The 23,930-nt window shown below is 70.6% G+C and carries 19 protein-coding genes and 1 pseudogene; 9 read left to right on the top strand and 11 right to left on the bottom strand.

What is annotated here, in order from left to right; translation table 11 throughout:
- Positions 1-12 precede the first annotated feature (12 nt).
- Positions 13-717, bottom strand: coding sequence for a TetR/AcrR family transcriptional regulator (locus ACT3UN_RS13925; protein ID WP_441582205.1), 705 nt, complete (start codon positions 715-717; stop codon positions 13-15).
- Positions 718-826: 109 nt separating this feature from the next.
- Between ACT3UN_RS13925 and ACT3UN_RS13920 the strand changes: the two genes are divergently transcribed.
- Both ACT3UN_RS13920 and ACT3UN_RS13915 read left to right on the top strand, forming a co-directional pair.
- Positions 827-1,582, top strand: a complete 756-nt coding sequence (locus ACT3UN_RS13920; protein WP_441582206.1) for an SDR family oxidoreductase — start codon at positions 827-829, stop codon at positions 1,580-1,582.
- A gap of 56 nt (positions 1,583-1,638) precedes the next feature.
- Positions 1,639-1,953 carry a nuclear transport factor 2 family protein gene (locus tag ACT3UN_RS13915; RefSeq protein ID WP_441582207.1) on the top strand — a complete coding sequence of 105 codons (315 nt, stop codon included), beginning with the start codon at positions 1,639-1,641 and terminating at the stop codon, positions 1,951-1,953.
- 21 nt (positions 1,954-1,974) lie between these two features.
- On the opposite strand, the gene ACT3UN_RS13910 is transcribed toward ACT3UN_RS13915, so the two are convergent.
- The 6 genes and pseudogenes from ACT3UN_RS13910 to ACT3UN_RS13885 all read right to left on the bottom strand — a co-directional run bounded on the left by ACT3UN_RS13910 (position 1,975) and on the right by ACT3UN_RS13885 (position 10,303).
- Positions 1,975-3,369 carry an aldehyde dehydrogenase family protein gene (locus ACT3UN_RS13910; RefSeq protein ID WP_441582243.1) on the bottom strand — a complete coding sequence of 465 codons (1,395 nt, stop codon included), beginning with the start codon at positions 3,367-3,369 and terminating at the stop codon, positions 1,975-1,977.
- Positions 3,370-3,441: 72 nt separating this feature from the next.
- Positions 3,442-5,220, bottom strand: a pseudogene (locus ACT3UN_RS13905) (amidase); the annotation flags it as partial.
- Between the two features lies 1 nt (position 5,221).
- Positions 5,222-6,274, bottom strand: a complete 1,053-nt coding sequence (locus ACT3UN_RS13900; protein WP_441582208.1) for an agmatine deiminase family protein — start codon at positions 6,272-6,274, stop codon at positions 5,222-5,224.
- Positions 6,271-7,884, bottom strand: a complete 1,614-nt coding sequence (locus tag ACT3UN_RS13895; RefSeq protein ID WP_444657318.1) for an APC family permease — start codon at positions 7,882-7,884, stop codon at positions 6,271-6,273. Before ACT3UN_RS13895 ends, ACT3UN_RS13900 begins: the two co-directional genes overlap by 4 nt.
- Positions 7,881-8,807 carry a universal stress protein gene (locus tag ACT3UN_RS13890; RefSeq protein ID WP_441582210.1) on the bottom strand — a complete coding sequence of 309 codons (927 nt, stop codon included), beginning with the start codon at positions 8,805-8,807 and terminating at the stop codon, positions 7,881-7,883. The genes ACT3UN_RS13895 and ACT3UN_RS13890 overlap by 4 nt, the downstream gene beginning before the upstream one ends.
- A gap of 5 nt (positions 8,808-8,812) precedes the next feature.
- Entirely contained in the window at positions 8,813-10,303 is a 1,491-nt protein-coding gene (locus tag ACT3UN_RS13885) for a flavin monoamine oxidase family protein (protein ID WP_441582211.1), read from the bottom strand.
- Positions 10,304-10,550: 247 nt separating this feature from the next.
- On the opposite strand from ACT3UN_RS13885, the gene ACT3UN_RS13880 reads away from it, so the two are divergent.
- A complete protein-coding gene (locus ACT3UN_RS13880; RefSeq protein ID WP_444657317.1) occupies positions 10,551-11,300 on the top strand; it encodes a TetR/AcrR family transcriptional regulator in 750 nt (249 codons plus the stop codon).
- Positions 11,301-11,392: 92 nt separating this feature from the next.
- Here ACT3UN_RS13880 and speB read toward each other — a convergent pair whose 3' ends face one another.
- Together speB and ACT3UN_RS13870 are read right to left on the bottom strand one after the other, a co-directional pair.
- Positions 11,393-12,406: an agmatinase gene (gene speB, locus ACT3UN_RS13875; RefSeq protein ID WP_444657316.1), complete on the bottom strand. Its 1,014-nt coding sequence runs from the start codon at positions 12,404-12,406 to the stop codon at positions 11,393-11,395.
- Positions 12,407-12,455: 49 nt separating this feature from the next.
- Entirely contained in the window at positions 12,456-13,022 is a 567-nt protein-coding gene (locus ACT3UN_RS13870; RefSeq protein WP_301443073.1) for a helix-turn-helix domain-containing protein, read from the bottom strand.
- A 269-nt stretch (positions 13,023-13,291) separates the two neighbouring features.
- Here ACT3UN_RS13870 and ACT3UN_RS13865 point away from each other — a divergent pair, with 269 nt between their 5' ends.
- From ACT3UN_RS13865 to ACT3UN_RS13855, 3 genes are read left to right on the top strand one after another with little or no spacing between them, the layout of a single operon-like run.
- Positions 13,292-14,776 carry a sodium:solute symporter gene (locus tag ACT3UN_RS13865; protein ID WP_444657325.1) on the top strand — a complete coding sequence of 495 codons (1,485 nt, stop codon included), beginning with the start codon at positions 13,292-13,294 and terminating at the stop codon, positions 14,774-14,776.
- A gap of 2 nt (positions 14,777-14,778) precedes the next feature.
- Positions 14,779-16,503, top strand: a complete 1,725-nt coding sequence (locus tag ACT3UN_RS13860; protein WP_444657315.1) for a thiamine pyrophosphate-binding protein — start codon at positions 14,779-14,781, stop codon at positions 16,501-16,503.
- Positions 16,500-17,444 (top strand): C-terminal binding protein, encoded by a 945-nt coding sequence (locus ACT3UN_RS13855; protein WP_441588378.1) that lies wholly within the window; start codon positions 16,500-16,502, stop codon positions 17,442-17,444. Before ACT3UN_RS13860 ends, ACT3UN_RS13855 begins: the two co-directional genes overlap by 4 nt.
- Positions 17,445-17,457: 13 nt before the next feature.
- Here the strand turns inward: ACT3UN_RS13855 and ACT3UN_RS13850 are convergent, their stop codons facing one another.
- A complete protein-coding gene (locus ACT3UN_RS13850; RefSeq protein WP_444657314.1) occupies positions 17,458-18,339 on the bottom strand; it encodes a helix-turn-helix transcriptional regulator in 882 nt (293 codons plus the stop codon).
- A gap of 137 nt (positions 18,340-18,476) precedes the next feature.
- On the opposite strand from ACT3UN_RS13850, the gene ACT3UN_RS13845 reads away from it, so the two are divergent.
- Positions 18,477-19,325, top strand: coding sequence for an NAD(P)H-binding protein (locus ACT3UN_RS13845; protein ID WP_441579205.1), 849 nt, complete (start codon positions 18,477-18,479; stop codon positions 19,323-19,325).
- Positions 19,326-19,359: 34 nt separating this feature from the next.
- Here ACT3UN_RS13845 and ACT3UN_RS13840 read toward each other — a convergent pair whose 3' ends face one another.
- Positions 19,360-20,904, bottom strand: a complete 1,545-nt coding sequence (locus ACT3UN_RS13840) for a PucR family transcriptional regulator (protein WP_444657313.1) — start codon at positions 20,902-20,904, stop codon at positions 19,360-19,362.
- Positions 20,905-21,032: 128 nt separating this feature from the next.
- Here ACT3UN_RS13840 and gabT point away from each other — a divergent pair, with 128 nt between their 5' ends.
- Together gabT and ACT3UN_RS13830 are read left to right on the top strand one after the other, a co-directional pair.
- Positions 21,033-22,379: a 4-aminobutyrate--2-oxoglutarate transaminase gene (gabT, locus tag ACT3UN_RS13835; protein WP_444657312.1), complete on the top strand. Its 1,347-nt coding sequence runs from the start codon at positions 21,033-21,035 to the stop codon at positions 22,377-22,379.
- 26 nt (positions 22,380-22,405) lie between these two features.
- Entirely contained in the window at positions 22,406-23,869 is a 1,464-nt protein-coding gene (locus tag ACT3UN_RS13830) for an NAD-dependent succinate-semialdehyde dehydrogenase (RefSeq protein ID WP_444657311.1), read from the top strand.
- Positions 23,870-23,930 lie beyond the last annotated feature (61 nt).

Genomic DNA, 23,930 nt, shown 5'->3' with positions numbered 1-23,930 from the left:
GCGGGCGCGCCGTCAGGCCCGGCCCGGCTGCTCGGCCCGCAACCGCTGCAGCCATTCCTGCAGCAGGCGGGTCTCGGCGGGGCCGAGGGTGTCCGGGTGGGCCGCGGCGAGCTCCGCGACCGTGGACAGTGCGTGGGAGGACGCCGCGTCGTCCTGCTCCGCAGCGCCCGTGATGGCGCTGATGACGCCCTCGCGGACCGCCGCGGAGAGCACGGGGTCGGGGGCGTCCTGCACGATCTGGCGCAGGGTGACGCCGACGTTCGTCGCCAGGATGTGCTCCGTCGCCTGGGCCGGGGGGACGCAGAGCCGGCCCTGGTCGGCGGCCTGGGTCGCCAGTCCGAGCAGGATCTCGGTGGGTCGCGACTGCGCGGCGGGGGCGTGGCCGGGCTGCACCTCGCCGTACATCAACGCGTAGAAACCGGGGTTCCTGAGTCCGAAGGCCACGTGGGCGTCCCAGCCGGTGCGGATGTCCTGGATCGGGTCGCCGGTCCACTCCATCGCCTGTTTCTCGGCGATGTACATGTCGAAACCGTGCTCGACCACGGCATCCGCCAACCCCTGCTTCGAGCCGAAGAAGTGGTAAGCGGTCGGAAGTTTCACGCCCACGGTGTCGCACACCGCGCGGAGCGAGAAACCTTCGCCGGGGGAGTTGGCGATCAGTTCCGCCGCAGCGGAGATCAGCTTCTCCCGCGTACCCGTCGACACGTCCGTGCTCATGCTGCTACCGTAGCGCACGTATCGACGATATAGGATCCTATATCGACGATAGGAGCGGCGACGATCGTGCCACTCCGGACGTACACGAGAACCAGGAAGGGAAGACACCATGGCAGACCACACGCTCAAGGGCAGGAACGTCCTGATCGCCGGCGGCGGCAAGAACCTCGGCGGGCTGGTGGCCCGGCAGTTCGCGGCCGAGGGCGCGAACATCGTGATCCACTACAACTCCGACTCCAGCCGCGGGGAGGCGGAGGAGACGCTGGCGGCGGTCGAGGAACAGGGCGTACGTGCCGGACTCGTCCGCGGTGACCTCACCTCCGCCGCGAACGTCGGGACGCTGTTCGACGAGGCGGAGGACCTGCTCGGCCCGGTCGACGTGGCGGTCAACACCGTCGGCAAGGTCCTGCGCAAGCCCATCGTGGAGACCACCGAGGACGAGTACGACGCGATGTTCGACATCAACTCCAAAGCCGCCTTCTTCTTCCTCAAGGAGGCGGGACGACGCCTCGCCGACGACGGGAAGATCATCACCGTGGTCACCGCGCTGCTCGCCGCCAACACCGACGGCTACTCGACCTACGCCGGCGGCAAGGCCCCGGTGGAGCACTTCACCCGCGCGGCGTCCAAGGAGTTCGCCGACCGGGGGATCTCGGTGAACGCCGTGGCACCCGGGCCGATGGACACACCGTTCTTTTACGGGCAGGAGTCCCCGGAACGCGTGGAGTTCCACAAGTCGCAGGCGCTGGGTGGCCAACTCACCAAGATCGGGGACATCGCACCGATCATCCGGTTCCTGGCCAGCGACGGCTGGTGGATCACCGGGCAGACCATCTTCGCCAACGGCGGATACACGACCCGCTGAGAAAGGCGTTGACGATGACGGACGTGGACAGTAGTGGGGCGCCGGACAGGCACTGCATGCCGGAACCGATCGCGTCGTTCTTCGACTCGGTCAACGCCCATGACGGGCAGGCGTTCCTGGACGTCTTCACCGAGGACGGAGTGGTCGACGACTGGGGTCACCGGGTCACCGGGCGGGACGGTATCGACGCCTGGAGCGCGGTGGCGTTCATCGGGTCGAAACCGACCTTCGTCGCCGAGGACGTGCTCATCGCCGACGGGCGGGTGATCGTCGACGGTGACTGGCGCTCCGGCTACGTCAGCGGCCCGTCCCGCTTCGACTTCGAGATCACCGGAGGCAAGATCGCGAAGATGACCATCAGCGAGGGATGATCCGCGGGACGGGTGGGGCGCCTACTTCTTCACCGAGTACAGGCGCTTGTTCACGAACTCGTCCATGCCCAGCGGGCCGAGCTCACGGCCGTAACCGGAGCGCTTCACCCCGCCGAAGGGCATCTCCTCGGTCTCCGGGGCGGGCTGGTTCACGCCGACCATTCCGGCCTCCATGCCCTCGGCGAACTTCTCGGCGCGTCCCTTCTCGGTGGCGTAGACCGAGGAGCCCAGGCCGTACTGGGTGTCGTTGGCCAGGGTCAGGGCCTCCTCGTCGGAGGACACCTTGTACACCTGTACCACCGGGCCGAAGAACTCCTCGTAGTAGATGTCGGAGCCGACCTCGATGTCGGTGATCACCGCCGGGGACACGAAGAACCCGTCGGCGTGCTCACCACCGACGCGCTCGCCGCCGGTGCGCAGCGTCGCGCCGGACTCCACGGCGGTGCCGATCTGCGAGACGATCTTCTCTGCGGCACCCTGCGAGGACATCGGGCCGAACGCGGTCAGCACGTCCTCGACCTTCGCGGGGTCGGACGGCTTCAGCGCGCCGATGATGTGCACGGCCTCGTCGACGAACTCGTCGTAGACGTCCTCGTGCACGATGATGCGCTTGTTGGAGTTGCAGGCCTGGCCGGTGTTCTCCAGGCGGATCTCCAGGGCGTTGCGCGCCGCGGCGCGGATGTCGTCGCTGGACAGGATCACGTAGGGGTCGGAACCGCCGAGCTCCAGCACGGCCTTCTTCAACGCCGCACCCGCCTGCGCGGCGATCGCGGCGCCGGCACGCTCCGAACCGGTCAACGAGACACCCTGCACGCGAGGGTCCTCGATGATCGTGGAGGTCTGGTCGTGGGTCGCGAAGATGTTGGTGTACACGCCCTCGGGCACGCCAGCCTCATCCATGATCTTCTGGATGGCCAGGGCGGACTCCGGCACGCTCTCGGCGTGCTTGAGCAGGATCGTGTTGCCCAGCATCAGGTTCGGCGCGGCGAAACGGGCGACCTGGTAGTAGGGGTAGTTCCAGGGCATGATGCCCAGCAGTGTGCCCACCGGCCGACGCTGCACCACGCTGCGCGACTCGGCGGTGTCCTCGATCACGAGGTCCTCGGTGAGCTTCGCGGCGTGGGTGGCGTAGTAGCGGAAGATGTCACCGCTGAACTCGGCCTCCCCGGGGGCCTCGGCGACGGGCTTGCCCATTTCGCGGGTGATGATCGCGCCCAGTTCGTCCTGCCGCTCGGCGAACAGGTCGGCGACACGGTTGACGATCGTTGCGCGCTCCTCGAGGCTCGTCGCGGCCCAGGACGCCGCGGCGGCGTGGGCGGAGTCCAGGGCTGCGCTGATCTCGGCGTCGGTGGCGTGGTCGTGCTGGGACAGGACGGTGCCGGTGGCGACGTCAATGCTGCGGTAGGGGTTGTTCATGGTGCGGTCCTCGCTGTTCATGTCGTTTCGTGTGTTCGTGAGGTCGTTGTCGGGGACGTGGTGCCGATTGTAGGTACGTGCCGGCGGGACGCGCCGGGTGCCGGACGGGGCGGTGGCCTCGACGGCGGCGCCGAGGGCGAGCAGGCGGTTGTCGTCCCAGGCGCGTCCCGCCAGGGTCAGGCCCACCGGCACGCCACCGGTGCTCCCCATCGGCACGGTCACCGTGGGGATTCCGAGGTGCCGCGGAACGAGGTTGCCGTTGGCGACCCACACGCCGTTGCGCCAGGCCAGTTCGGCGGAGGCGGGGTCGGTGTCGGCGTCGGACGGGCCCACGTCGGCCATGGCGGGGAAGACCACGGCGTCCAGGCCGAGGTCGTCCATCCACTGCTCCAGGTCGACCCGGCGGGTCTCCTCCAGGCCCCGCACACCGTCGGCGAGCACCGAGAACGAGGGGTTGCGGAGGAGATCGTCCGGCCCGGTGTAGCCGAGCCCGGCGACGAGGGCGGGGTAGGTGGCGATGTCGTCGTCGAAGCCGTCGTAGCGGTCCGGCAGGGCACCGTCGGGGTGGGGGAAGATCGTCGAGCCGTCCTGCGGGTCGAGTGCGCCGAGCGAGTCCAGCGCGGGGTCGCCGTTGGCCTGCAGGAAGTCCTCCCACGCCCAGGCGGCGAGCGCACCGACCTCCAGGTCCAGGTAGGCGGGGTCGAGCAGGCCGCGGGTGGACACCGTCGGCGCGCCGGGCCGGTCGCCCTCGTAGTTGCTGACCACGGGGAAGTCGACCTCGACCACGGTCGCGCCGGCCTTCTCGAGGTCGGCGCGCAGCACCTCCCACGCGGCGAGGACGTCCGGGGACGTCTCGATGCGGCGTCCCATCGGACCGCCGACCCCGGTGTCGCCGGTGCGGTCGCCGCCGGTGCCGGCGGCAGCGTCGGCGTTGACGTACATCGCCGGCACGCCGAGGCGCACACCGGCGAGGTCCCCGCCGGTGGCGGAGGTGAGCGTCCGGTAGCTTTCCGGACGCACCGCGGAGGACGCCGGGACGTGGACCCAGGGTTGCGTCCTCCAGAAGTCGCCGCGGGTGGTGTGGTCGTCGGCGACGACCACGTCGAGCACCTCGGCCATGTCCGCCATGGAGCGGGTGTGCGGCACGACGACGTCCATGGTCGGCACCAGCGGCCAGTTCCCGCGCGTGGAGATCACCCCGCGCGAGGGGGTGTAGGCGCACAGCGCGTTGCACGACGCCGGTGCCCGGCCGGACGACCAGGTCTCCTCGCCGAGGCCGAAGGCGGCGAACTCGGCGGTGGTCGCCGTGCCCGAACCGTTGGACGACCCGGAGGCGAAGGCGCTGGTCAGGTAGGACGCGTCGTAGGGGCTCTCGGCGCGCCCGCGCAGGCCGCGCTGCATGCCGCCGTTGGCCATCGGCGGCATCGTCGTCAGTCCGAGCAGGACGGCGCCGCCGCCGCGCAGCCGTTCGACGGTGAAGGCGTCGCGCTGTGCGACGAGGGTGGCGAAGGCGGGGGAGCCGGCCGAGGCGGTGAGGCCACGGGCCAGGTAGGACTCCTTGGCGGTGTAGGGGATGCCGTCGAGCGGACCGAGGAGGGTGCCGGTGCGGCGTCGTTCGTCGGAGGCGCGGGCGTCGGCCTCGGCGTCCGGGTTGTCGACGATGACGGCGTTGAGCGGCACACCACCGTCGGCGGCGTGTGCGCCGTGTTCGCTGTTGCCGGCCGGACGGTCGTGGCGGGCGATGCGTGCGCGGTAGGCCGCGACCAGGCCGACGGCGGTGGTGCTGCCGTCCTCCAGGGCGGCGCGCAGTTCGGCGATGGACCTGCCCGTGACGTCGAAATCGTCGGTCATGTCAGTCACGCTCCACCGCCGGCTGCTGCTGGGTGATGCAGTGGATGCCGCCGCCGAAGGCGAAGATGTCGCGGGCGTCCACGAGCTCCACGGTGCGCCCCGGGTAGGACGCCGCGAGGATGCCGCGGGCGCGCTCGTCGGCGACCTCGTCGCCGAAGGCGCAGAGGATGACTGCGTCGTTGCAGACCAGGTGGTTGATGTAGGAGTAGTCGACCCAGTCGCCCTCGTCGTCGCGCAGGACGGCGGGGGCGGGCAGGTCCACGATGCGCAGGGGCCGTCCGTCGGCGTCGACGGCGTCCTCGAGCACGGCGCGCAGCTGCCGGGAGACCTCGTGGTCGGGGTGGGCGGGGTCGTCCTGGCGGTGCAGCAGGACGTGGCCGGCCTCGGTGAAGCAGGCGACGATGTCGACGTGGCCGCGGGTGCCGAAACCGTCGTAGTCGCGGGTCAGCCCGCGCGGCAGCCACACCGCGTGGCGGGTGCCGAGCCGGGCGTGGACCTCCGCCTCGACCTGCTGCTTCGTCCACCCGGGGTTGCGGTCCGGGTCGAGCTGGACGGTGTCGGTGAGCAGGACGGTGCCGCGTCCGTCGACGTGCAGGCCGCCGCCCTCGGCGACGAGGGGGGAGTCGACGACGGGGATGCCGGCGGCGCCGGCAGCGCCTGCGACGGCCGTGGCGAGGTGGGCGTCCTTCCCCCAGGCGGCCCACTGCTGGGCGCCCCAGCCGTTGAAGATCCAGTTCACCGCGCGCAGGGACCCGTCGTCGTCGAGGACGAAGGTGGGCCCGGAGTCGCGCATCCAGGCGTCGTCCAACGGCGCGGTGGTGACGGTGACGTCGGTGCCGAGCATCTCGCGGGCGACGTCCTCGTCGGACGGGTCGGCGACGACGGTGACCGGCTCGTAGCGGGCCACGGTGCGGGCGACCGTGCACCAGGCGCGGCGGGCGCGGGCGAGATCGCCTGATTCACCTGTACCAAAGGTGTCGTTGGCGGTGGGGAAGGACATCCACGTGCGTTCGTGCGGTGCCCACTCCGCGGGCATGGTGGTGGTCGTGGTCATGGAGCCGGCTCCTCGGTCGGTTCTGCAGCTGGTTCTGCATCCGGCTCCTCGGCGGGGTCGGCACTGTCGCTGGTGGACTCGGACACCGGCAGGGTCTCCCCGCGGAAGAAGGCGGGGTGGCGCAGGCGCGTCCAGAACATCAGGGCCACGCCGATGAGCAGCACGCCCACGCCGAGGATGAAGACCATGCCCACCCCGGCGATCGAGTTGCCGGAACCGTAGTCCGGGTCGAGGGAGTCCACCGCGGTCTGCACGAACATGACCAGCAGGAACACCCCACCGAGCAGGGGGAACAGGAAACGGAAGGCGATGCTGCGCGGGGACACGAACAGTTCCCGGCGGAAGTACCACACGCAGGCCAGGGCGGTGATGCCGTAGTAGAAGCAGATCATCAGGCCCAGTGCGGTGATCGTGTCCCAGAGGTCGTTCTCGCTGATCAGGCGGGTGACGGTGTAGAACACGCCGGCGGCCACCGCCGAGGCCACCGTGGCGACCGAGGGCGTGCGGTAGCGGGGACTGATCTTCGAGAACACCGGGGGCAGCGCCCGGTAGTAGCCCATGGCCAGCATGGTGCGTGACGGGGAGATCATCGTGGAGTTCAGCGAGGAGAACGAGGAGGTCAGCACGGTGATCGACATGAGGATCGCGAACGGTCCCATCACCGGGGAGGCCAGGGCGGCGAACAGCGACTCCTGGTTCTCCGGGTTGCCCGCACCCAGGCCCTCGGTGCCGGTGCCGGCCCAGGCGACCACGCCGACCGCGCACAGCGTGTACAGGGCGATGATGATCACCACGGTGATCGTGGACGCCCGGCTGGCGGTGGTCTTCGGGTCCTTGGTCTCCTCGTTCATGGTCAGGGTGGTGTCCCAGCCCCAGAACATGAAGATGGACAGTGAGATACCGGCGGCGATCACGGAGAAGTCCTCGATGCCGGCGGGGTTGAACCACTCCAGGCTGACCGGGGTGGGGTCGAAGGAGCTGCCGTTGTTGGCCTGCACGATCGCGGACACCGCGAAGGCTGTGAGCACGACCAGCTGGATGGCGACCAGGATGTACTGCAGCATCTTCGTGGAGCCCAGGCCACGGTAGGAGATCCAGGCGGCGATCGCGATGAACACCAGGGTGGTGGGGATGTTGACCCACAGGTTGCGGGTGAGGTTGGCGATGTCGTCGTTGCCGAGGATCTGGCCGAGCAGGATGTAGAGGAAGTCCACGGCCACGGCGGCGAGGTTGGACAGCACGATCACGGTGGCGGCGATCAGCCCCCAACCGCCCATCCAGCCGACCCACGGGGAGAAGGCCTTCGTGGCCCAGGTGAAGGAGGTGCCGGAGTCGGGGAAGCGGGAGTTGAGCTCGCGGTAGCCGAAGGCGACGAGCAGCATCGGCAGGAACCCGAGGATCAGGACGGCCGGCACGGGCGCGCCGACCTCGGCGATGGTCGGCCCCAGCCCCGAGGTCAGGGTGTAGGCCGGTGCGATGCAGCCGATGCCGATGACCACGGTGCCGAGCACCCCGATCTGGCCCTTGGCCAGGCCCTTGTCGCTGGGCAGTGTGCTGCTGGATGTGGTTCCGGCGGTGGTGCCGGACGTCTCGTTGGTTGCGGTACTCATGGCAGTCTCCCGGTGGTCGGGTCGCCGGCACCGCTGTAGGCGGTGTAGCCGGCGGGGATCACCACCACCGGGACGGGGGCGACGCGCAGCATCTTCTTCGCCGTGGAGCCCAGGAACATGCGGCCGTGGGCGGCCAGGCGGGAGGACGCGACGAGCACGATCTCGTCCGGGTGCCAGGACAGTTCTGCCATGGCGGCCGGGACGTCGCGTCCGGTGGCGATGTGGGTGGTGGCGTGGCCGTCCTCGACGAGTTCGGCGGCGTCCTCGGCGAGTCGCCGGGACGCGTAGGTCTGCAGGTCGTGCAGGACGCCGCTGGTCACCGCCGACGCGTCCTGCGGTGCCGTGCGGTCGGCGATGTCCTGGGTGACCAGGGAGACCAGGCGCAGCGGGATGTGGCGTGAGCGTGCGGTGGCGATGGTCTCTCCGACGAGGTCGGTGGCGCCGCGACGCGGGCCGAACATGGCGGTGACGTGGCCGAGTGGCCCGGGGTGGTTGTAGCCGGTGGGTGCCAGGGCCACCGGGACGTCGGCGGTGTGCAGCAGGTTGGTGGCCATGGTGCCGAGCCGGTGGCGGTGCAGGACCGCACCGGGGCGCGGGCCGACCACGATCAGGTCCCCGCCGAGGCGGTGGGTGGCCTCGAGCAGTCCCTCGGGGACGGACGGGTGGCTGATCAGGTGGGTGGAGCACCGGACGTCGTCGGGCACGGTGGTGGCGGCCTCGTCGAGCCAGTCCTGCAGCTGCCTGTTGCGGATCCTCTCGTAGTTCCCGTCGTAGGGCAGGGAACTGGTGAAGGGGTTGTCCGCCGGGATGATCATCACCAGGTGCAGGCGGGCGTCGCGCTCGCGGGCGATGGCGGTGCCCAGGTGGAGGGCGTCGCGACCGCTGGAGGTCGCGCTGTATCCGACGACGATGTTGGTGGTCATGCCCCTCAGAGCTCCTCGAGGATGCTCGTGGCCACGGCCTCGCCGATGCGTACGGCGCCGTCGACGTGCTGGTAGCCCTCGGCGGCGATGTCGGAGCAGGCGTAGTGGATCGGGCCGGTCGGACGGTTCTGCAGGTGTCCCCAGCGGTGCAGTCCGCCGAGGTCGTAGCTGGTGGCGTAGGCGCCGCGGGTCCACTCCTCGGCGGCCATGTCGGAGAGGTAGAAGACGATGGGCTCCATGGTCTCCGGGCCGAGGTAGTCGGCCATGGCAGACAGGATGGCCTCCTTGCGCTCGGCCTCGGACAGGGCCCACATCTGCTCGGCGTAGACGTCGGAGATGAAGCCCACGAGGGTGCCGTTGGTGTCCTCGACGGGGTTGCCGTCGGCGTCGGCCTGCACGTTGGTGTTGTCGTAGACCTCCTGGACCAGGCGTCCACCGCCGAAGGAGGTGCCGGACAGGCCCTTGTCACGCCAGAAGGGGGTCTCGTAGACGGCGTGGATCTTGATGACCAGGCCCATGGAGATGTGCTGGTGGGCGATGTGCTGCTCGCGGGGCATCGGCGGCACGTACTGGATGCGGTTGTACAGGTTCGGCGGCACGGCCAGCACCACGTTGCGGGCGTGGACGGTCGCACCGTCGGCGACGACGGTGACGTCGCCGGGGGCACCGTCGGCGCCGGGCGCGCCGTTGCGGACGTCGGCGGCGATGCCGTTGGCGGCGTCCTGCGTGTCCGGGTCGACGGTGGACCAGGTGACCTCGCGCACGGGGGAGGACAGCACGATCTCGCCGCCGAGCCCGCGGATCTTCTCGGCGAGGGTGAGTGAGACCGACTGCATGCCGCCGACCACGCGGCGGTCGAGGATGAAGTCCTCGTCGACGAGGTTGGAGAAGGAGCCGGCGGAGGCTGCCATGAGCACGGCCTGCAGGGTGGAGAACGCGTAGGACGGCTTGGTGAGCATGCCGGAGGCGACGTAGATCGACACGTTGTCGATGGCCTCGGGGTCGTCGCTGTGCTGGCCGAGCCAGTCGCGGAAGGGCACGGTGTCGAGTTCCTGCGCACGCTCGGCGGCCCACGGGGCCTCGGCGCCGACCTCCTCGGTGAGGTCGTCCATGAGCTTGATGAGCTTGTCCATCTCGGCCTCGGTGTGCTCCGAGCAGGGGAGGCGGTCACCCTCGTAGGTGTGGCGGGAGCCGTCGGGGGAGACGTAGACGGACTTGCCTTCGCGGTAGCGCGGGTAGGTGTCCAGGCCGAGTTCGTCGACGAGTTCGGTGAGTCGGGTCTGGTCGGGGGAGATCCACTGGCCGCCGATCTCGATGAAGTGGGGTGCGCCGTCGGCGTCGAGGGCGGCGCCGTTCCAGGTGCGTCCACCGACCCGGTCGCGTGCCTCCAGGACGGTGACGGACCTGCCGGCCTTGGCCAGGGTGTAGGCGGCGGTGAGTCCGGCGGGACCGGCACCGATGACGACGACGTCGCTCTCACGGGTGGTGGGGCTCATGAATGTGTCCTCCTTATTAAATGAATCACGTTCGTTTAACGAGACCGTACAGCTCTCACCGGGTGCGCGCCAGACCCTCGGGCCGAAAAATATGCCCGGTGACGGGTGCCACGGGGCCTCCCATTTCCCATGAGCGTCCGTCACCTGGGATAATGCGGGTTTAGACGCGAATGTAAAATACCTGTGACATCGCGGGCCGGACCGGGCCCGGGCGGTGGTGTAGACGACCGGAGAGGGCGGAATGGTTGTGACGGACGAACAATCGCCGCGGGGCAGGGGCCGACGCGCCGGGCGTCCGTCCGCCCCGGTGCTCGACCGGGACCGCATCGCCGAGACCGCACTGGCCCTGGTCACCGACGAGGGCCAGTCACGCCTGACGATGAAACGACTCGCCGACCGTCTCGGTGTGGCCGTCTCGGCCCTGTACAACCACATCCGCAACAAGGCGGACCTGCTGCTGCTCGTCGAGGACGCCGTGATGTCCGGGGTGGACGCCTCGGCGCTCGGCGCGCTCACGGAGGCGGACGGTGCTGTCGGTGCTGCCGCCGGGCTGCCGGACGCCCTGCGGCACTGGGCACGCTCCTACCGGGAGGTCTTCGCCGCCTTCCCCGAGCTCGTCCCCCTGATCGCCACGATGCCGGTCTCCGGGGCGCCGGCCACGCGGCGCATGTACGACACCGTGGCGTCCGGCCTGGTGGCGGCCGGTGTGCCGCGCGACCGGGTGGTGTCGGTGGTCATCGCCTTCGAGTCCTTCCTCTACGGTTCGGCGATGGACGCCAACGCACCGACCGAGATCTTTTCCTCGGCGCCGGAGGAGACCGACGCCCCGGTGTTCCAGGACGTGGTCAGCGCCTTCACCGTGCGGGTCTCCGACGACTCCGACGGGCGGGGGGCGGCGAACCCCTACGCCGACGACCCCTTCGAGTGGGGGCTCGAGGCACTCGTCGCGCGCGCCGTCGCCCTGGCGGACCCGCACTCCGGTACCGACGTCATCTGAGCCGCCCTCCAGGCAGGAAAACTGCCGAAACATTACCTGGGCGGTGGTTCAGATGACATGGCCCTGCCTGCCGCCCCAGGCGCCTCTGCCACTCAGGCGCCCGCGGCGTCCTCGATGCTCTTGCCCGCGCGCAGGTCCGCCATCAGGGTGATCAGGTCGTAGGCCACGTGGGACGCCGAGACGCCGGTGATCTCGGCGTGGGCGTAGGCGGGGGCGACCTCCACCACGTCGGCGCCGACGATGTTGAGGCCGCGCAGACCGCGCAGGATCTCCAGGAGCTCGCGACTGGTCATTCCGCCGGCCTCCGGGGTGCCGGTGCCTGGGGCGTGGGCGGGGTCGAGCACGTCGATGTCCACCGAGATGTACAGCGGGCGGTCGCCCACGCGGGTGCGCAGCCGGTCGACGATCTCGTCGACACCCTGACGGAACACGTCCGAGCTGGTCAGGATACCGAAGCCGAAGCGACGGTCGTCCTCCAGGTCCTTGCGTCCGTAGAGCGGGCCACGCGTGCCGACGTGGCTGATGGCCTCGGTGTCGATCACCCCCTCCTCCGCGGCACGGCGGAACGGGGTGCCGTGCGTGTAGTCCGCACCGAAGTAGCTGTCCCACGTGTCGAGGTGCGCGTCGAAGTGCAGGAACGCCACCGGCTGACCGGCCCGCTTCGTCGCCGCGCGCAGCAGGGGCAGGGCGATGGTGTGGTCGCCGCCGATGGTCATCAGCGAGCTGCCGTCGGCGGTGAGCTCCAGGGCGTCGTTCTCGACGGACTCGATGGCCTCGTCGATGTTGAAGGGGTTCACCGCCATGTCCCCGGCATCGGCCACCTGGACCTGCGCGAACGGCGAGGTGTCCGTGGCCGGGTTGTAGGGACGCAGCAGACGGGAGGACTGGCGGACGTGCCCGGAGCCGAACCGGGCGCCGGAGCGGTAGGACACGCCGGTGTCGAAGGGCACACCGACGACCTTGATCCCGGCCTCGCGTCCGTCCGCGACGACGTCGCGGAGCCGGGGCAGCAGGGCGAAGGTCGACTCGCCGCTGTAGCGGGGGACTAGGGAGGAGTCGACGGGGCCGATGTTGCCGTTGTCGATGACGCGCGGGGTGTTCAGCATGGTGTGCCTTTCGTGGTTTTTTTGGGTGCGGTCGTTCTCGTGTGGTGGTTCAGGTGTTCGCGAGGATCCAGAGCACCGTCGCCGGTTCGGCGGACGGGTTGCGCCAGGAGTGCGGTTCGGAGCCGGGCAGGGTGGCGGTGTCCCCGGTGCGCAGGTGGATCTCCTGGTCGGGGGTCTGCAGGGTGAATTCCCCGGCGATCACGTGCACGGACTCCACGGTGCAGTCCATGGTGTAGAGCTCGGACTCGCCGGAGCCGTGGCCCTCGACGACGGCGTGCAGGATGCGCAGCTCATGGCGTCCACGCGGGGTCACCAGGCGTTCGGTGATCCCCTCACCGCCGAGGTCGACCAGGGGCGCCTCGTCGAGGTGGACGACGTCGGTGTCCGGGGTGTCCAGGATCGCGCCGGGGGAGACGCCCAGTACCTCGCAGATGGTGACCAGGGAGGCCACCGAGGGGCTGGTCACGTCGCGTTCCACCCGGGAGAGGAACCCCTTGGACAGTCCGGTGGCCTGGGACACCTGGTCCAGGGTGATCCGGTTCTGCTGCCGCAGGGCGCGTAGTCGCCTGCCCGGTTGTGAGCTGTATCCGCCGGACTCGACGGGGAGTGACTTCACGACTCCGTACCTCCTGCTTGATCGGGGTCGCCGTATCGGCGATGTTGTCTCTCACGAACTTCCTGTTGCCAGTGAGGCAACTAACGATTAGCCTAGGCCCCCACAACCGATCAATCAAGGGACGTACGCCACCCCGCCTCCGTCGTGAGGTCTGCATCACAGCACACCCCACCATCGGCGACGAGGGTCCCGGTCGGCCGACCACCTCGACAGGAGAACCCCCTGTGAACTGGTTAAACACCGTCATCATCGTGCTCTATCTGGCAGTCATGCTGCTGTTCGGCTGGTGGGGGCAGCGCCGCGTCACCGACCGCTCGGACTACCTCGTGGCCGGACGCCGCCTCGGACCCGTCTTCTACGCCGGCACCATGGCCGCGGTCGTCATCGGCGGCGCCTCCGCCGTCGGTGGCGTGGGGCTGGGCTACCAGTTCGGCATCTCCGGGTTCTGGCTGGTCACGGCCATCGGTATCGGTGTGCTGATCCTCAGCCTCGCCTTCGCGCCACTACTGCAACGCCTGCGGATCTACACCGTCACCCAGATGCTCGGCCTGCGCTACGGCGGCACGACCACCCGCGTGGCCTCGGTGGTGATGCTGGGCTACACGGTGATGCTCACCGTGACCTCGACCAGCGCCTACGCCTCGATCTTCATGGTGCTCTTCGGCTGGGACCGCTGGTTGGCCCTGGTCGTCGGTGGCGGCATCGTGCTGTTCTACTCCAGCACCGGCGGCATGTTGTCGATCACCCTGGCGGACATGGTGCAGATCGTGGTCATCACCATCGCCGTGTTCGGTCTGATGCTCCCCATGTCCTTCAACCAGGTCGGCGGGTTCGCCGGCATGCGCGACCGGCTCGGCGACGAGTTCTTCGACATCGGCGGCATCGGGTTGCAGTCGATCATCACCTACTTCGTCATCTACACCCTGGGACTGCTGATCGGACAGGACATCTGGCAGCGGGTCTTCACGGCCCGGTCCCCGCAGGTCGCACGGTGGGGAGGGACGGCTGCCGCGGTGTACTGCATCCTCTTCGCCGTCGTCGGGGCGCTCGTCGGCATGGCCGCGGCGGTGCTGCTGCCGGGCATCGCCGACCGCGACGACGTCTACGCCCAGGTCGCCACGGAGATCCTCCCGGCCGGCCTCGGCGGCATCGCCCTGGCCGGCGGCCTGGCGGCGATGATGTCGACCGCCTCCGGCGGGCTCATCGCCGCGTCCACCGTCGCCCGGGAGGACGTCGTCCCGCTGATCCGTGACCTGTTCGGCCGCCCGGCGCCGGCGTCCCCGTCGGACGCGGTGGCGGACGCCGAGGCCGCCGAGGTGCGCGGAAACCGGCTGTGGGTGCTGGGACTCGGTGTCCTGACGCTGGGCATCGCCATGGTCGTGCCGGACGTGGTCGCCGCCCTGACCATCGCCTACGACCTGCTGGTCGGTGGTCTGCTCGTGGCGATCATCGGCGGCATCGTCTGGCGACGGGGCACCGGCAAGGGCGCGATGTGGTCGATGGTCGCCGGCACGGTCGGCACCCTCGTGACCATGGTCGTCATGGAGGTCAACGCAGAGGAGAGCCTCGGCGGTGTGCTGGCCAACGAACCGATCTACGTGGGGTTGGTGGCCTCCTTCGTCGTCTACGTGGCCGTCTCCCTGGCCACCCCGCCGACGGACCCGCAGGTGCTGGCGAAGTGGACGGCACGCATCAAGGGCGCGGAACACGAGAACGAGAAGAAGAACACGACCATGAAGGAGACGGTGAAGTAGCGATGACTGAAAACAAGACCGACAACCAGACCCGCATCGGCGGGGACGTGGTGCTCGAGACCCTGACCGCCCTCGGCGCCCGCGGTGTGATCGGACTCCCCGGTCAGCACGCCCTCGGCCTGTTCGACGCGCTGCGCCGCTCGGACCTGCCGTACATCGGAGCCCGGGTGGAGAACAACGCCGGCTTCATGGCGGACGGCTTCGCCCGGGTGACCGGTACCGTCGCACCGTTGCTGCTGTCCACCGGCCCCGGTGCGCTGACCTCCCTGGCGGCGCTGCAGGAGGCCGCGGCGTCCTCCATCCCGGTGCTCGCGCTGAGCGCGCAGGTCCCCGTCGCCGGTCTCGGCGGCGGACGCCACGGCTACCTCCACGAGCTGCCCGAGCAGTCCGACTCCTTCCGCGGGGTCGTCAAGCACGTGGTCACGGTGCGTGCCATGTCGCAGATCCCCACCGCGGTGGCGGACGCCTGGCGCATCGCCGGGTCCGCGCCGAAGGGACCGGTGCTGGTGGAGGTCCCGCAGGACATCCTGCTGGCCGACGCCGCACGTACAGTCCCCCCGTTGACGGGCGACGCACTCGCCGCCCGCGCCGAGCCGTCCTCCCTGGACCCGGTGCCCGAGATCACCGACTACGCCGCCGACCTGCTCGTGAACGCCGAGCGTCCGGTCATCTTCGCCGGCGGCGGTGTGGTGCGCGCCGGTGCGCGGGAGGAACTCGTCGCCCTGGCCGAACGCCTCGATGCGCCGGTGGTGACCACCGTCGGAGGCAAGGCCGTGCTGCCGTGGGACCATCCGCTGTCGGCCCGGTCGTGGATCGAGGACATCGCCACCACCGAGTTCCTCGAGGACGCCGACGTGCTGCTCATCGTCGGCAGCGGCGTCGGCGAACTGTCCAGCAACTACCACACCTTCGCCCCGCGCGGCCGGGTCATCCAGGTCGAGGCCGACCTCGGCAAGCTCGGCTCCAACCACGACGGCGTCGGCATCCACGCCGACGCCCGTGCGGCGCTCGCCCTGCTCGACGGCTACGTCGAGGCGTCCGGAAGGACGTCCGACGCCACCCGCCGTGCCGCGGCCACCGACCGCGTCGCCGGGCTGCTGGACACCGTGGACAGGCGCATCGCCGGACAGGGTCTGGAGAAGGAACGTGCCCTGGTCAGCGGGCTGCGCGAGGCCGTGCCGGACGACACCCACGTCTACTGGGACATGACCGTGCTGGCCTACTGGGCGTGGTCGGCGTGGGACGTCCGCGACGACGACTTCGCCTCCGCCCAGGGCGCCGGCGGGCTGGGCTACGGCTTCCCCGCCGCCCTCGGCGCCGCCTTCGCCCGACGCATCACCGCGCAGGACGCCCCGGCGTCCGTGCTGGCGGTGTCCGGCGACGGCGGCGCGCTCTACGGCATCGCCGAACTCGCGGTCGCCGCGCAGAACAACCTGCCCGTCGTGTGGTTCATCGTCGACGACGGCGGCTACGGCATCCTGCGCGAGTACATGGAGGGCGCCTTCGGCACCGCCACCGCCACCGAACTCGCCCGTCCCGACTACGTGGCGTTGGCGCAGTCCTTCGGCGTCACCGCCGAGACCACCACCATCGGGGACGCGCCGGACGCCGTCGCCCGCGCGCTCGTGTCCGGCGAACCGCGGGTCGTCGTGCTGCCCGCCGTGCTCGACCTGTTCGCACCCACCCACCTCGACCGGCTCGCCGAGAGCAAGGAGAACAACTCATGACCCGACCACTGGTCCTCTTCACCGACGAGACCGACCTCGACCCCGTGCCCGGACGCACCCTGCTCGAGGACGCCGGCTGCGACACCGTGCTCGCCGACCTGCCCGTCGGCGATGGCGTACAGGAGTTGCCGGACGGTGCGGAGCGCGCCGTCGGCCTCGTCGTCGGCTACGCCCGGATCGACAAACCGCTGCTCGACCGGCTGCCGGACGTCGGCGTGATCGCCACCATGAGCGCCGGCACCGACATGATCGACGGGGAGGAGGCCGCCCGCCGCGGTATCCGCGTGGTCAACCTGACCTCCGCGGCCACCGAGGAGGTCGCCGCCCACGCCCTCACCCTGGCCCTGGCCGTGGAACGGCACCTGCGCGAGAGCCTCAGGGTCACCGCGGAGGGCGGCTGGACAGACGACGTGGACGCCGTACCCCGTCGACTCAGCGGTCTGACCCTGGGCCTCTACGGGTTCGGACGCATCGCCCGCCGCCTCGCCGAGATCGCCGGCCCGCTGGTCGGTCGAGTCATCGCCCACGACCCCTACGTGGAGACCGCGCCCGACGGTGTGGAGCTCGTCGACCCGGACCGTCTGCTGGAGGAGTCCGACATCCTCTCACTGCACCTGCCGCTGACGGAGGACACCCGCGGGGTCGTCGACGCGGCCGCCCTGGCGCGTATGCGCCGTGGATCCACCCTGGTCAACGTCTCACGCGGCGAACTGGTCGTGGTGGAGGACCTCGCGGCGGCGCTGGACTCCGGACAGCTGACCGGCGCGGGCCTGGACGTCCTCCTCGGCGAACCACCGGCCGCGGACGCCCCGGAGCGCACGGACCCGCGCATCCTCGTCACCCCGCACGTCGCCTTCCTGTCGGAGGGGTCCCTGGAGCACTACGTGCTCGACCCCGCGCGCAACGTCCTCGACTGGCTGCACTCCTCCGGCCGGCTCTGACGCGGCACCGACGTCACCTGGGCAGTGGCTCAGAGGACATGACGGTGTCGGTGGACCCACCAGTGAGTACCGTGAGCTTCCCGGCTGCCTCGGATCCGGGTGCGGCGGTGAAGATCACCAGGTGCAGCCCGGCACCGCCGCCACTGTTGACGTCCACGACGTCGCAGTCCAGCTCCACGGCCCCGACGTCCGGGTGCACCACGGTCTTGCGTTGGCCACCGTGGTCACCGACCGCGGCGGTGTCCCACATCGTGGCGAAGGTGTCGCTGTGCGCGCGCAGGGTGTCGACCAGGGTCGTGAGGTCCGGGTCGGTGGGGTGCAGGGAGTGCACCCGGCGCAGGTCGGCGGTGAGCGAGGCACGGTAGGCGTCGAGGTCGGGGTGGTGGACGCGGTCGCCGTCGCCGAGGAAGTGGCGCCACACCAGGTTGTCGTTCATCGCCGGTTCGCAGGCATTCGTCCCGTCACCTGTCCCGTCCCCGGTCAGCGCGGCCCAGGGGGCGTTGTGGTCGAGCCGGGTCCAGGTGGCGTCGAAGACGCCGACGGGTGTGTCGTCCAACCGGTCGAGCAGCCTGCGCACGCTCGGGGTGATCGTCCGGGGCACCAGGGCGCGCACGTCCCCGGTGTGCCCGGCGACGCGCAACGCCACCGCGGTCTCGTCGTCGGACGCCCGCAGCGCGCGTGCCAGGGCGCGCACCACGTCGGCGGTGGGGCGGGCGCGTCCCTGCTCGATGCGTTTGACGTAGTCGGCGGAGACCCCGGCGAGCCAGGCGACCTCCTCGCGACGGAGCCCCGGGGTGCGGGTGGAGTGGTCGCCGAAGGGCGAACCGACGTCGGAGGGTTGCAGTCGTCCCCGCCAGGCGCGCAGCAGGGCGCCGAGTTCGTCGGTCCCGTTCATGGGGTTCAGAATACCGCGCGTGGGACGCGGGCGAAGGGGGGGACGAACGGGGCCAGGCTGTTCCACCGCGCGGCGGGCAGTGTGGAGGAGGTACGGGGAACCGAGACACCAACATCCACCAACATCCAAGGAGCACCATGTTTCTCATCACCGGGGCCACCGGCAACGTCGGCGGCGAGCTCGCCACCATCCTCGCCGGGCAGGGCCACGCCGTGCGCGCCTACGTGCGCAACCCCGCCCGGGCGTCCCACCTGCCGGAGGAGGTGGAGCTCGCCGTCGGTGACCTGGACGACGCCGAGGCGCTGCGCGCCGCCTGCGAGGGTGTCGACACCGTCTTCTTCATGCAGGCCGCACCGTCGCCGGCCCAGGCGGAGACGCTGGTGGACGCGGCGACGGCGGCCGGGGTGACCCACGTCGTGGTGCTGTCCTCGATCGGCACGGTACTGCACCCGATGCCGGTGATCGGGGCGGCGATCAACGCCCGCGACGAGGTCCTGCGCAGCTCGTCGTTGGAGGTCACCTACCTGCGTCCCAACACGCTGACCACGAATGCGCTGTGGTGGCGCGAGGCCATCACCGCCGGACGGCCCGTCCCCGACCCGACCGGCGAGGGTCTGACCGGACCGGTCGACCCGTACGACATCGCCCGTGTCGCCGCGGTGGTGATGACCGACCCGACGCACCGCGGCCACGGCTACATCCTCAACGGCCCGGAGGCGTTGAGCACGCGTGAGCAGGTGCGGATCCTCGCCGACGTGCTCGGACGCGAGATCGCCGTCGCCGACTGCACCCCCGGCGAGCTCGCCGAGGCGTCCATCGCGGCCGGCACCCCCGAGCCGCAGGCCCGTGGCCTGCAGGACCTGCAGGAACTGTTCCGCGCAGGACGCTCCGGTGTGCTCACCGACGACGTCCGCAACGTCACCGGTGTCGCACCGCGCACCTTCCGCCGGTGGTGCGAGCTCCACCGCGACGACTTCGGGGTGTAGGCGGGACGTGGCGGTTGCTCGTTGCTCTCCGCGCCTACGCCCTGGATGACCCTGCGGTACGGGTGACGGCGACGAGCAGCAGCTCGGCCCGCACGACCGGGTCGTCGAGGTCGACCTCGCAGATCTGCGCGATGCGGTCCAGGCGGGTGCGTACCGTGTGCCGGTGTACGCCCAGGGTGTCGGCGGTGGCGGCGACCTTCCCGCCGGCGCGGAGCCAGGCCAGCAGGGTGTCCGTCAGCTCGTTGCCGGTCCCGCCGCCGGATCCCTCGCCGAGCAGGCGGTCGACGGTCTCGCCGGCACGCCGGTCCAGGGCGTCACGTACCGCCGGCTGCTCCAGCCAGTCCGCCCCCGCCCCGTACGGGCCCACGTGGCTGCCGGGTGTCAGGGTGCGGGCGGCGGTCTCGAGCCGTCGCACGCGCTCCATGGTCACCTCGCCCCAGGCCACGGGTTCGCCCACGGCGACGCGGACGCGTGCGGCGGCCGGGCCGAAACCACCGGCGATGTCGGCCACGCGGCGCGACCCACGGAACAGCAGCAACGCGGTCGTGGCGTCCAACCCGGTGACGAACAGGTGGCGTCCCGCCCGCTCGGAACGCCGGTCGGCCTCGGCCAGGGCGGCGTCCAGCTCCCGGGGTCGGTCGGCCGTGACCACCGTCGGGCGGACCCGCCCGTCGCCGTCGGACGCCTCGTCGAGGATGCCGCCCACCGGCCTCGTGCCGTCCTCCCCGCGCACGCCCAGCAGCAGCTGGATGGCCAGGGTGTTCAGCTCGGTGCGGCTGCGCCGCAGGTAGGCGGGGCGTTGCAGCAGGATGTCCGCCAGGCCGGCGGCGTGCTTGAGTACCGCCCGGTCGTGCGGGGAGAACGGGTGGGACGCCAGCACCGTGATCAGGTGGAAGCGTTCGCCCTGCGGCGTCATGCGTTGGGTCAGGCGCCAGGTGCCGGTGCCTGCCTCCGTACGTGCGTCCGCTCCACTGTCGCGTTGCCGGCGCGCGGTCGCGACCGCGGACAACGCCCCGGCGTCCTGCCTGCCGTGCAGACGGCCGTCATCGTCGGTGACCGCCACCGCGGCGTCCAGGTGGCGGGAGGTCGCGGCGAGCAGGGCGTCCAGCCCGCCGTCGACCGCGGCGGTGCTCAGCTTCTCCTGCACCACGACCAGGCGTTCCTGCTCCCGGCGGCCGCGACGGGCACGCTCCTCGAGCACGGTGTTGAGGATCGAGATGAACGCGGTGTGGCGCGGCACCTCGATCACCGCGATGCCGTGCTCGCGCGCGGTCGTGACCAGGGAGGGCGGCACGGTGGGGAAGAAGAGGCCGGTGCCGAAGCCGATGGCGGTGACCTGCGCCTCGGCGAGGCGTCGGACGTAGTCGGGGAAGGGGTCGTCCCGGCCCACGCGGTCCGGGGTGAGGGCCACGCCGACGGTGAGTACCACGGCGTGGGGCTGCAGGAACTCGCGCGGGTCGGTCAGCTCGGTCGGCTGGATCACCGAGAAGCCCGCGCCTGGTACACCCGTACCGGCGACCGGTCGCAGGTCGAGGTCGCGTTGGGCGTGCAGCCAGGCCAGGGTCAGGTCGTCGGACATGGCCATACTGTACATTCTGCAACGAGAAGTTCGACATGTAGGCCATGTCGTCCACGTCACGTCGGCACGCATAATGGCGGCAACGGAAGAACGAGACAGACGAGACAGAAGAGACAAGGAGCCTCCCCATGCAGGACCTCACCTACCGCCTCCCGCAGGAGCGCACGACCACCACCACCGCGCCCGGCCCGCAGAGCGAGGCGCTGGCCGCCCGCCGCGACGCGGTCGTCCCGCGCGCCGTCACCCCGAACCTGCCACACTACGTCGTCGACGCCGACGGCGGCGTCCTGCTCGACGCGGACGGCAACTCCTTCGTCGACTTCGCCTCGGGCATCGCCGTGACCACCGTCGGTGCGTCCAACCCGGCCGTCGTCGAGGCCGTCAGCGACGCCGCGGCGCACTTCACCCACACCTGCTTCATGATCTCGCCCTACGAGTCCTACATCCGCGTCGCCGAGAAGCTCGCCGAGATCACCCCGGGCGACCACGACAAGCGCACGGTGCTGTTCAACTCCGGCTCCGAGGCCGTGGAGAACGCCGTGAAGATCGCCCGCAGCTACACCGGACGCGACGGCGTGGCCGTCTTCGACCGCGCCTACCACGGCCGTACCAACCTGACGATGGCCATGACCGCGAAGAACATGCCCTACAAGTCCGGTTTCGGGCCCTTCGCCTCCGAGGTATACCGCGCACCGGTGTCCTACCCGCTGCGCGACCACCTCACCGGCGCCGAGACCGCCGAGCGCGCCATCACCGCGCTGGAGCAGCAGGTCGGCGCGTCCAACCTGGCCTGCGTGGTCATCGAGCCGATCCAGGGAGAGGGCGGGTTCATCGACCCGGCCGAGGGCTTCCTGCCCGCCATCGTCGAGTGGTGCCGCGCCAACGACGTCGTCTTCGTCGCCGACGAGATCCAGGCCGGCATGTGCCGCACCGGCGACTGGTTCGCCTCCGACCACGAGGACGTCGTCCCCGACCTGGTCACCATCGCCAAGGGCGTGGCCGGCGGCATGCCGCTGTCCGCGGTCGTCGGACGCGCCGAGATCATGGACGCCCCGCACCCCGGCGGGCTCGGCGGCACCTACGGCGGCAACCCCGTCGCCTGCGCCGCCGCGCTGGCCTCCATCGACCAGATGGAGGAGCTCGACCTCAACGGCCGCGCCCGTGAGATCGAGCAGATCGTGCGCGAGGTGCTCGAGCCGCTGGTCGGCGAGTCGGCCGGTGCCGGTCTGGCCGAGGTCCGCGGCCGTGGCGCGATGATCGCCCTGGAGTTCGTCGACGCCGACGGGCGTCCGGACGCCGCGACGACCAAGGCCGTCGCCGAGGCGTGCAAGGCCCGCGGCGTCCTGATCCTGACCTGTGGGATGGACGGCAACGTCGTGCGCCTGCTGCCGCCGCTCGTCATCGGCGAGGACCTGCTGCGCGACGGGCTCGGCGTGCTCGCCGACGCCATCCGCGACAACGGTGTAGGCAAGTAGACGAGAAGAACACAGGAGGAACAACCATGAACAACCGCGTACTCCCGTCCGACCTGACCGACCTGCTCGCCACCCAGGTGAAGGACGCCGCAGCCACCTTCGACGTCGAGGACCCCGCCACCGGCGAGGTGCTCGTCACCGTGCCCGACCGCTCCGCCGACGACGCCGTCGACGCGCTGAGCAGCGCCGTCGAGGCGCAGAAGACCTGGGCGCGAGTCGCCCCGCAGCGTCGGGCGGACGTCCTGACCCGCGTCTTCGACATCGTCAACGAACGCGCCGAGGACTTCGCCACCACCATGACCCTGGAGATGGGCAAGCCCCTCACCGAGGCCCGGGGCGAGGTCACCTACGGCAACAGCTACTTCCGCTGGTTCGCCGGCGAGGCCGTGCGCATCCCCGGCCGCTTCACCCAGGCACCCGCCGGCAACGGCCACATCCTGGTGTCGAAGAACCCGGTCGGCCCCGTCCTGGCGATCACCCCGTGGAACTTCCCGCTGGCCATGGCCACTCGCAAGATCGCCCCGGCGCTCGCCGCGGGCTGCCCCGTGGTGGTCAAGCCCGCCAAGGAGACCCCGCTGACGATGATCCTCGTCGGCGAGGTCATCAAGCAGGCCCTCGCCGAGGTCGCCGGTGACCTGGGTGACCTGTCCGGGCTGGTCACGATCGTGCCGTCCACCCACTCCGGGGCGATCTCCGAGACGCTGATGGCCGACGACCGGCTGCGCAAGGTCACCTTCACCGGCTCCACACCGGTGGGTGCCACCCTGGTGCGCCAGTCCGCCGACCAGCTGCTGCGCACCTCCATGGAGCTCGGCGGCAACGCACCGTTCGTCATCGCCGCCGACGCCGACCTGGACCTCGCGCTGACCGGCGCGATGGCCGCGAAGATGCGCAACGGCGGCGAGGCCTGCATCGCCGCGAACCGTTTCCTCGTCGACGCCTCCGTCGCCGGGGAGTTCACCCGCCGGCTCACCGAGTCGATGTCGCAGGTCACGATGGGCCACGGCATGGACGAGGGCACCACGCTGGGGCCGATGATCACCGCCAAGCAGCGCGACGGTATCGCCGCCCTGGTCGACGAGGCCGTCGCCGCCGGCGCGACCGTCACCACCGGCGGGCAGGTGCCGGACGGCCCGGGGCACTTCTACCCGGCCACCGTCCTCACCGACGTCCCGGCGGACACGCGCATCATGCACGAGGAGATCTTCGGCCCCGTCGCCACGGTCACCACCTTCTCCACCCTGGAGGAGGGCGTGGCGATGGCCAACGACACCGAGTTCGGCCTCGCCGCCTACGGTTTCGCCGCCTCGCTGGAGAACGCGCAGTACCTGGCCACGAACCTCGAGGCCGGCATGGTCGGCATCAACCGGGGCGCGATCTCGGACGCCGCCGCCCCCTTCGGCGGTGTGAAGCAGTCCGGCTTCGGCCGTGAGGGCGGCACCGAGGGCATCGAGGAGTACCTCGAGGCCAAGTACGTGGCCCTGAACTGAGGTCCGGTCCCGTAGAGGGGCGAAGATCGAGCGTGGGGTTGGTGTATCACCCGCTTCCAAC

Origin of the sequence: Corynebacterium sp. AOP12-C2-36, from assembly GCF_052379185.1 — a bacterium.
Classification (GTDB): domain Bacteria; phylum Actinomycetota; class Actinomycetes; order Mycobacteriales; family Mycobacteriaceae; genus Corynebacterium.
Note: the sequence above shows the minus strand (reverse complement) of the source record. Positions and strands in the feature narration are given on the sequence as shown.

Excerpts from the sequence above, each read along its gene's own strand:
- ACT3UN_RS13910 (WP_441582243.1), bottom strand. The coding sequence starts at position 3,369 with ATGAACAACCCCTACCGCAGCATTGACGTCGCCACCGGCACCGTCCTG.
- ACT3UN_RS13830 (WP_444657311.1), top strand. The coding sequence starts at position 22,406 with ATGAACAACCGCGTACTCCCGTCCGACCTGACCGACCTGCTCGCCACC.
- gabT (WP_444657312.1), top strand. The coding sequence starts at position 21,033 with ATGCAGGACCTCACCTACCGCCTCCCGCAGGAGCGCACGACCACCACC.
- ACT3UN_RS13890 (WP_441582210.1), bottom strand. The coding sequence starts at position 8,807 with ATGACCACCAACATCGTCGTCGGATACAGCGCGACCTCCAGCGGTCGC.
- ACT3UN_RS13840 (WP_444657313.1), bottom strand. The coding sequence starts at position 20,904 with ATGTCCGACGACCTGACCCTGGCCTGGCTGCACGCCCAACGCGACCTC.
- ACT3UN_RS13850 (WP_444657314.1), bottom strand. The coding sequence starts at position 18,339 with ATGAACGGGACCGACGAACTCGGCGCCCTGCTGCGCGCCTGGCGGGGA.
- ACT3UN_RS13925 (WP_441582205.1), bottom strand. The coding sequence starts at position 717 with ATGAGCACGGACGTGTCGACGGGTACGCGGGAGAAGCTGATCTCCGCT.
- ACT3UN_RS13865 (WP_444657325.1), top strand. The coding sequence starts at position 13,292 with ATGCTGCTGTTCGGCTGGTGGGGGCAGCGCCGCGTCACCGACCGCTCG.
- ACT3UN_RS13860 (WP_444657315.1), top strand. The coding sequence starts at position 14,779 with ATGACTGAAAACAAGACCGACAACCAGACCCGCATCGGCGGGGACGTG.
- ACT3UN_RS13895 (WP_444657318.1), bottom strand. The coding sequence starts at position 7,884 with ATGAGTACCGCAACCAACGAGACGTCCGGCACCACCGCCGGAACCACA.
- ACT3UN_RS13915 (WP_441582207.1), top strand. The coding sequence starts at position 1,639 with ATGCCGGAACCGATCGCGTCGTTCTTCGACTCGGTCAACGCCCATGAC.
- speB (WP_444657316.1), bottom strand. The coding sequence starts at position 12,406 with ATGCTGAACACCCCGCGCGTCATCGACAACGGCAACATCGGCCCCGTC.
- ACT3UN_RS13845 (WP_441579205.1), top strand. The coding sequence starts at position 18,477 with ATGTTTCTCATCACCGGGGCCACCGGCAACGTCGGCGGCGAGCTCGCC.
- ACT3UN_RS13920 (WP_441582206.1), top strand. The coding sequence starts at position 827 with ATGGCAGACCACACGCTCAAGGGCAGGAACGTCCTGATCGCCGGCGGC.
- ACT3UN_RS13855 (WP_441588378.1), top strand. The coding sequence starts at position 16,500 with ATGACCCGACCACTGGTCCTCTTCACCGACGAGACCGACCTCGACCCC.
- ACT3UN_RS13885 (WP_441582211.1), bottom strand. The coding sequence starts at position 10,303 with ATGAGCCCCACCACCCGTGAGAGCGACGTCGTCGTCATCGGTGCCGGT.
- ACT3UN_RS13900 (WP_441582208.1), bottom strand. The coding sequence starts at position 6,274 with ATGACCACGACCACCACCATGCCCGCGGAGTGGGCACCGCACGAACGC.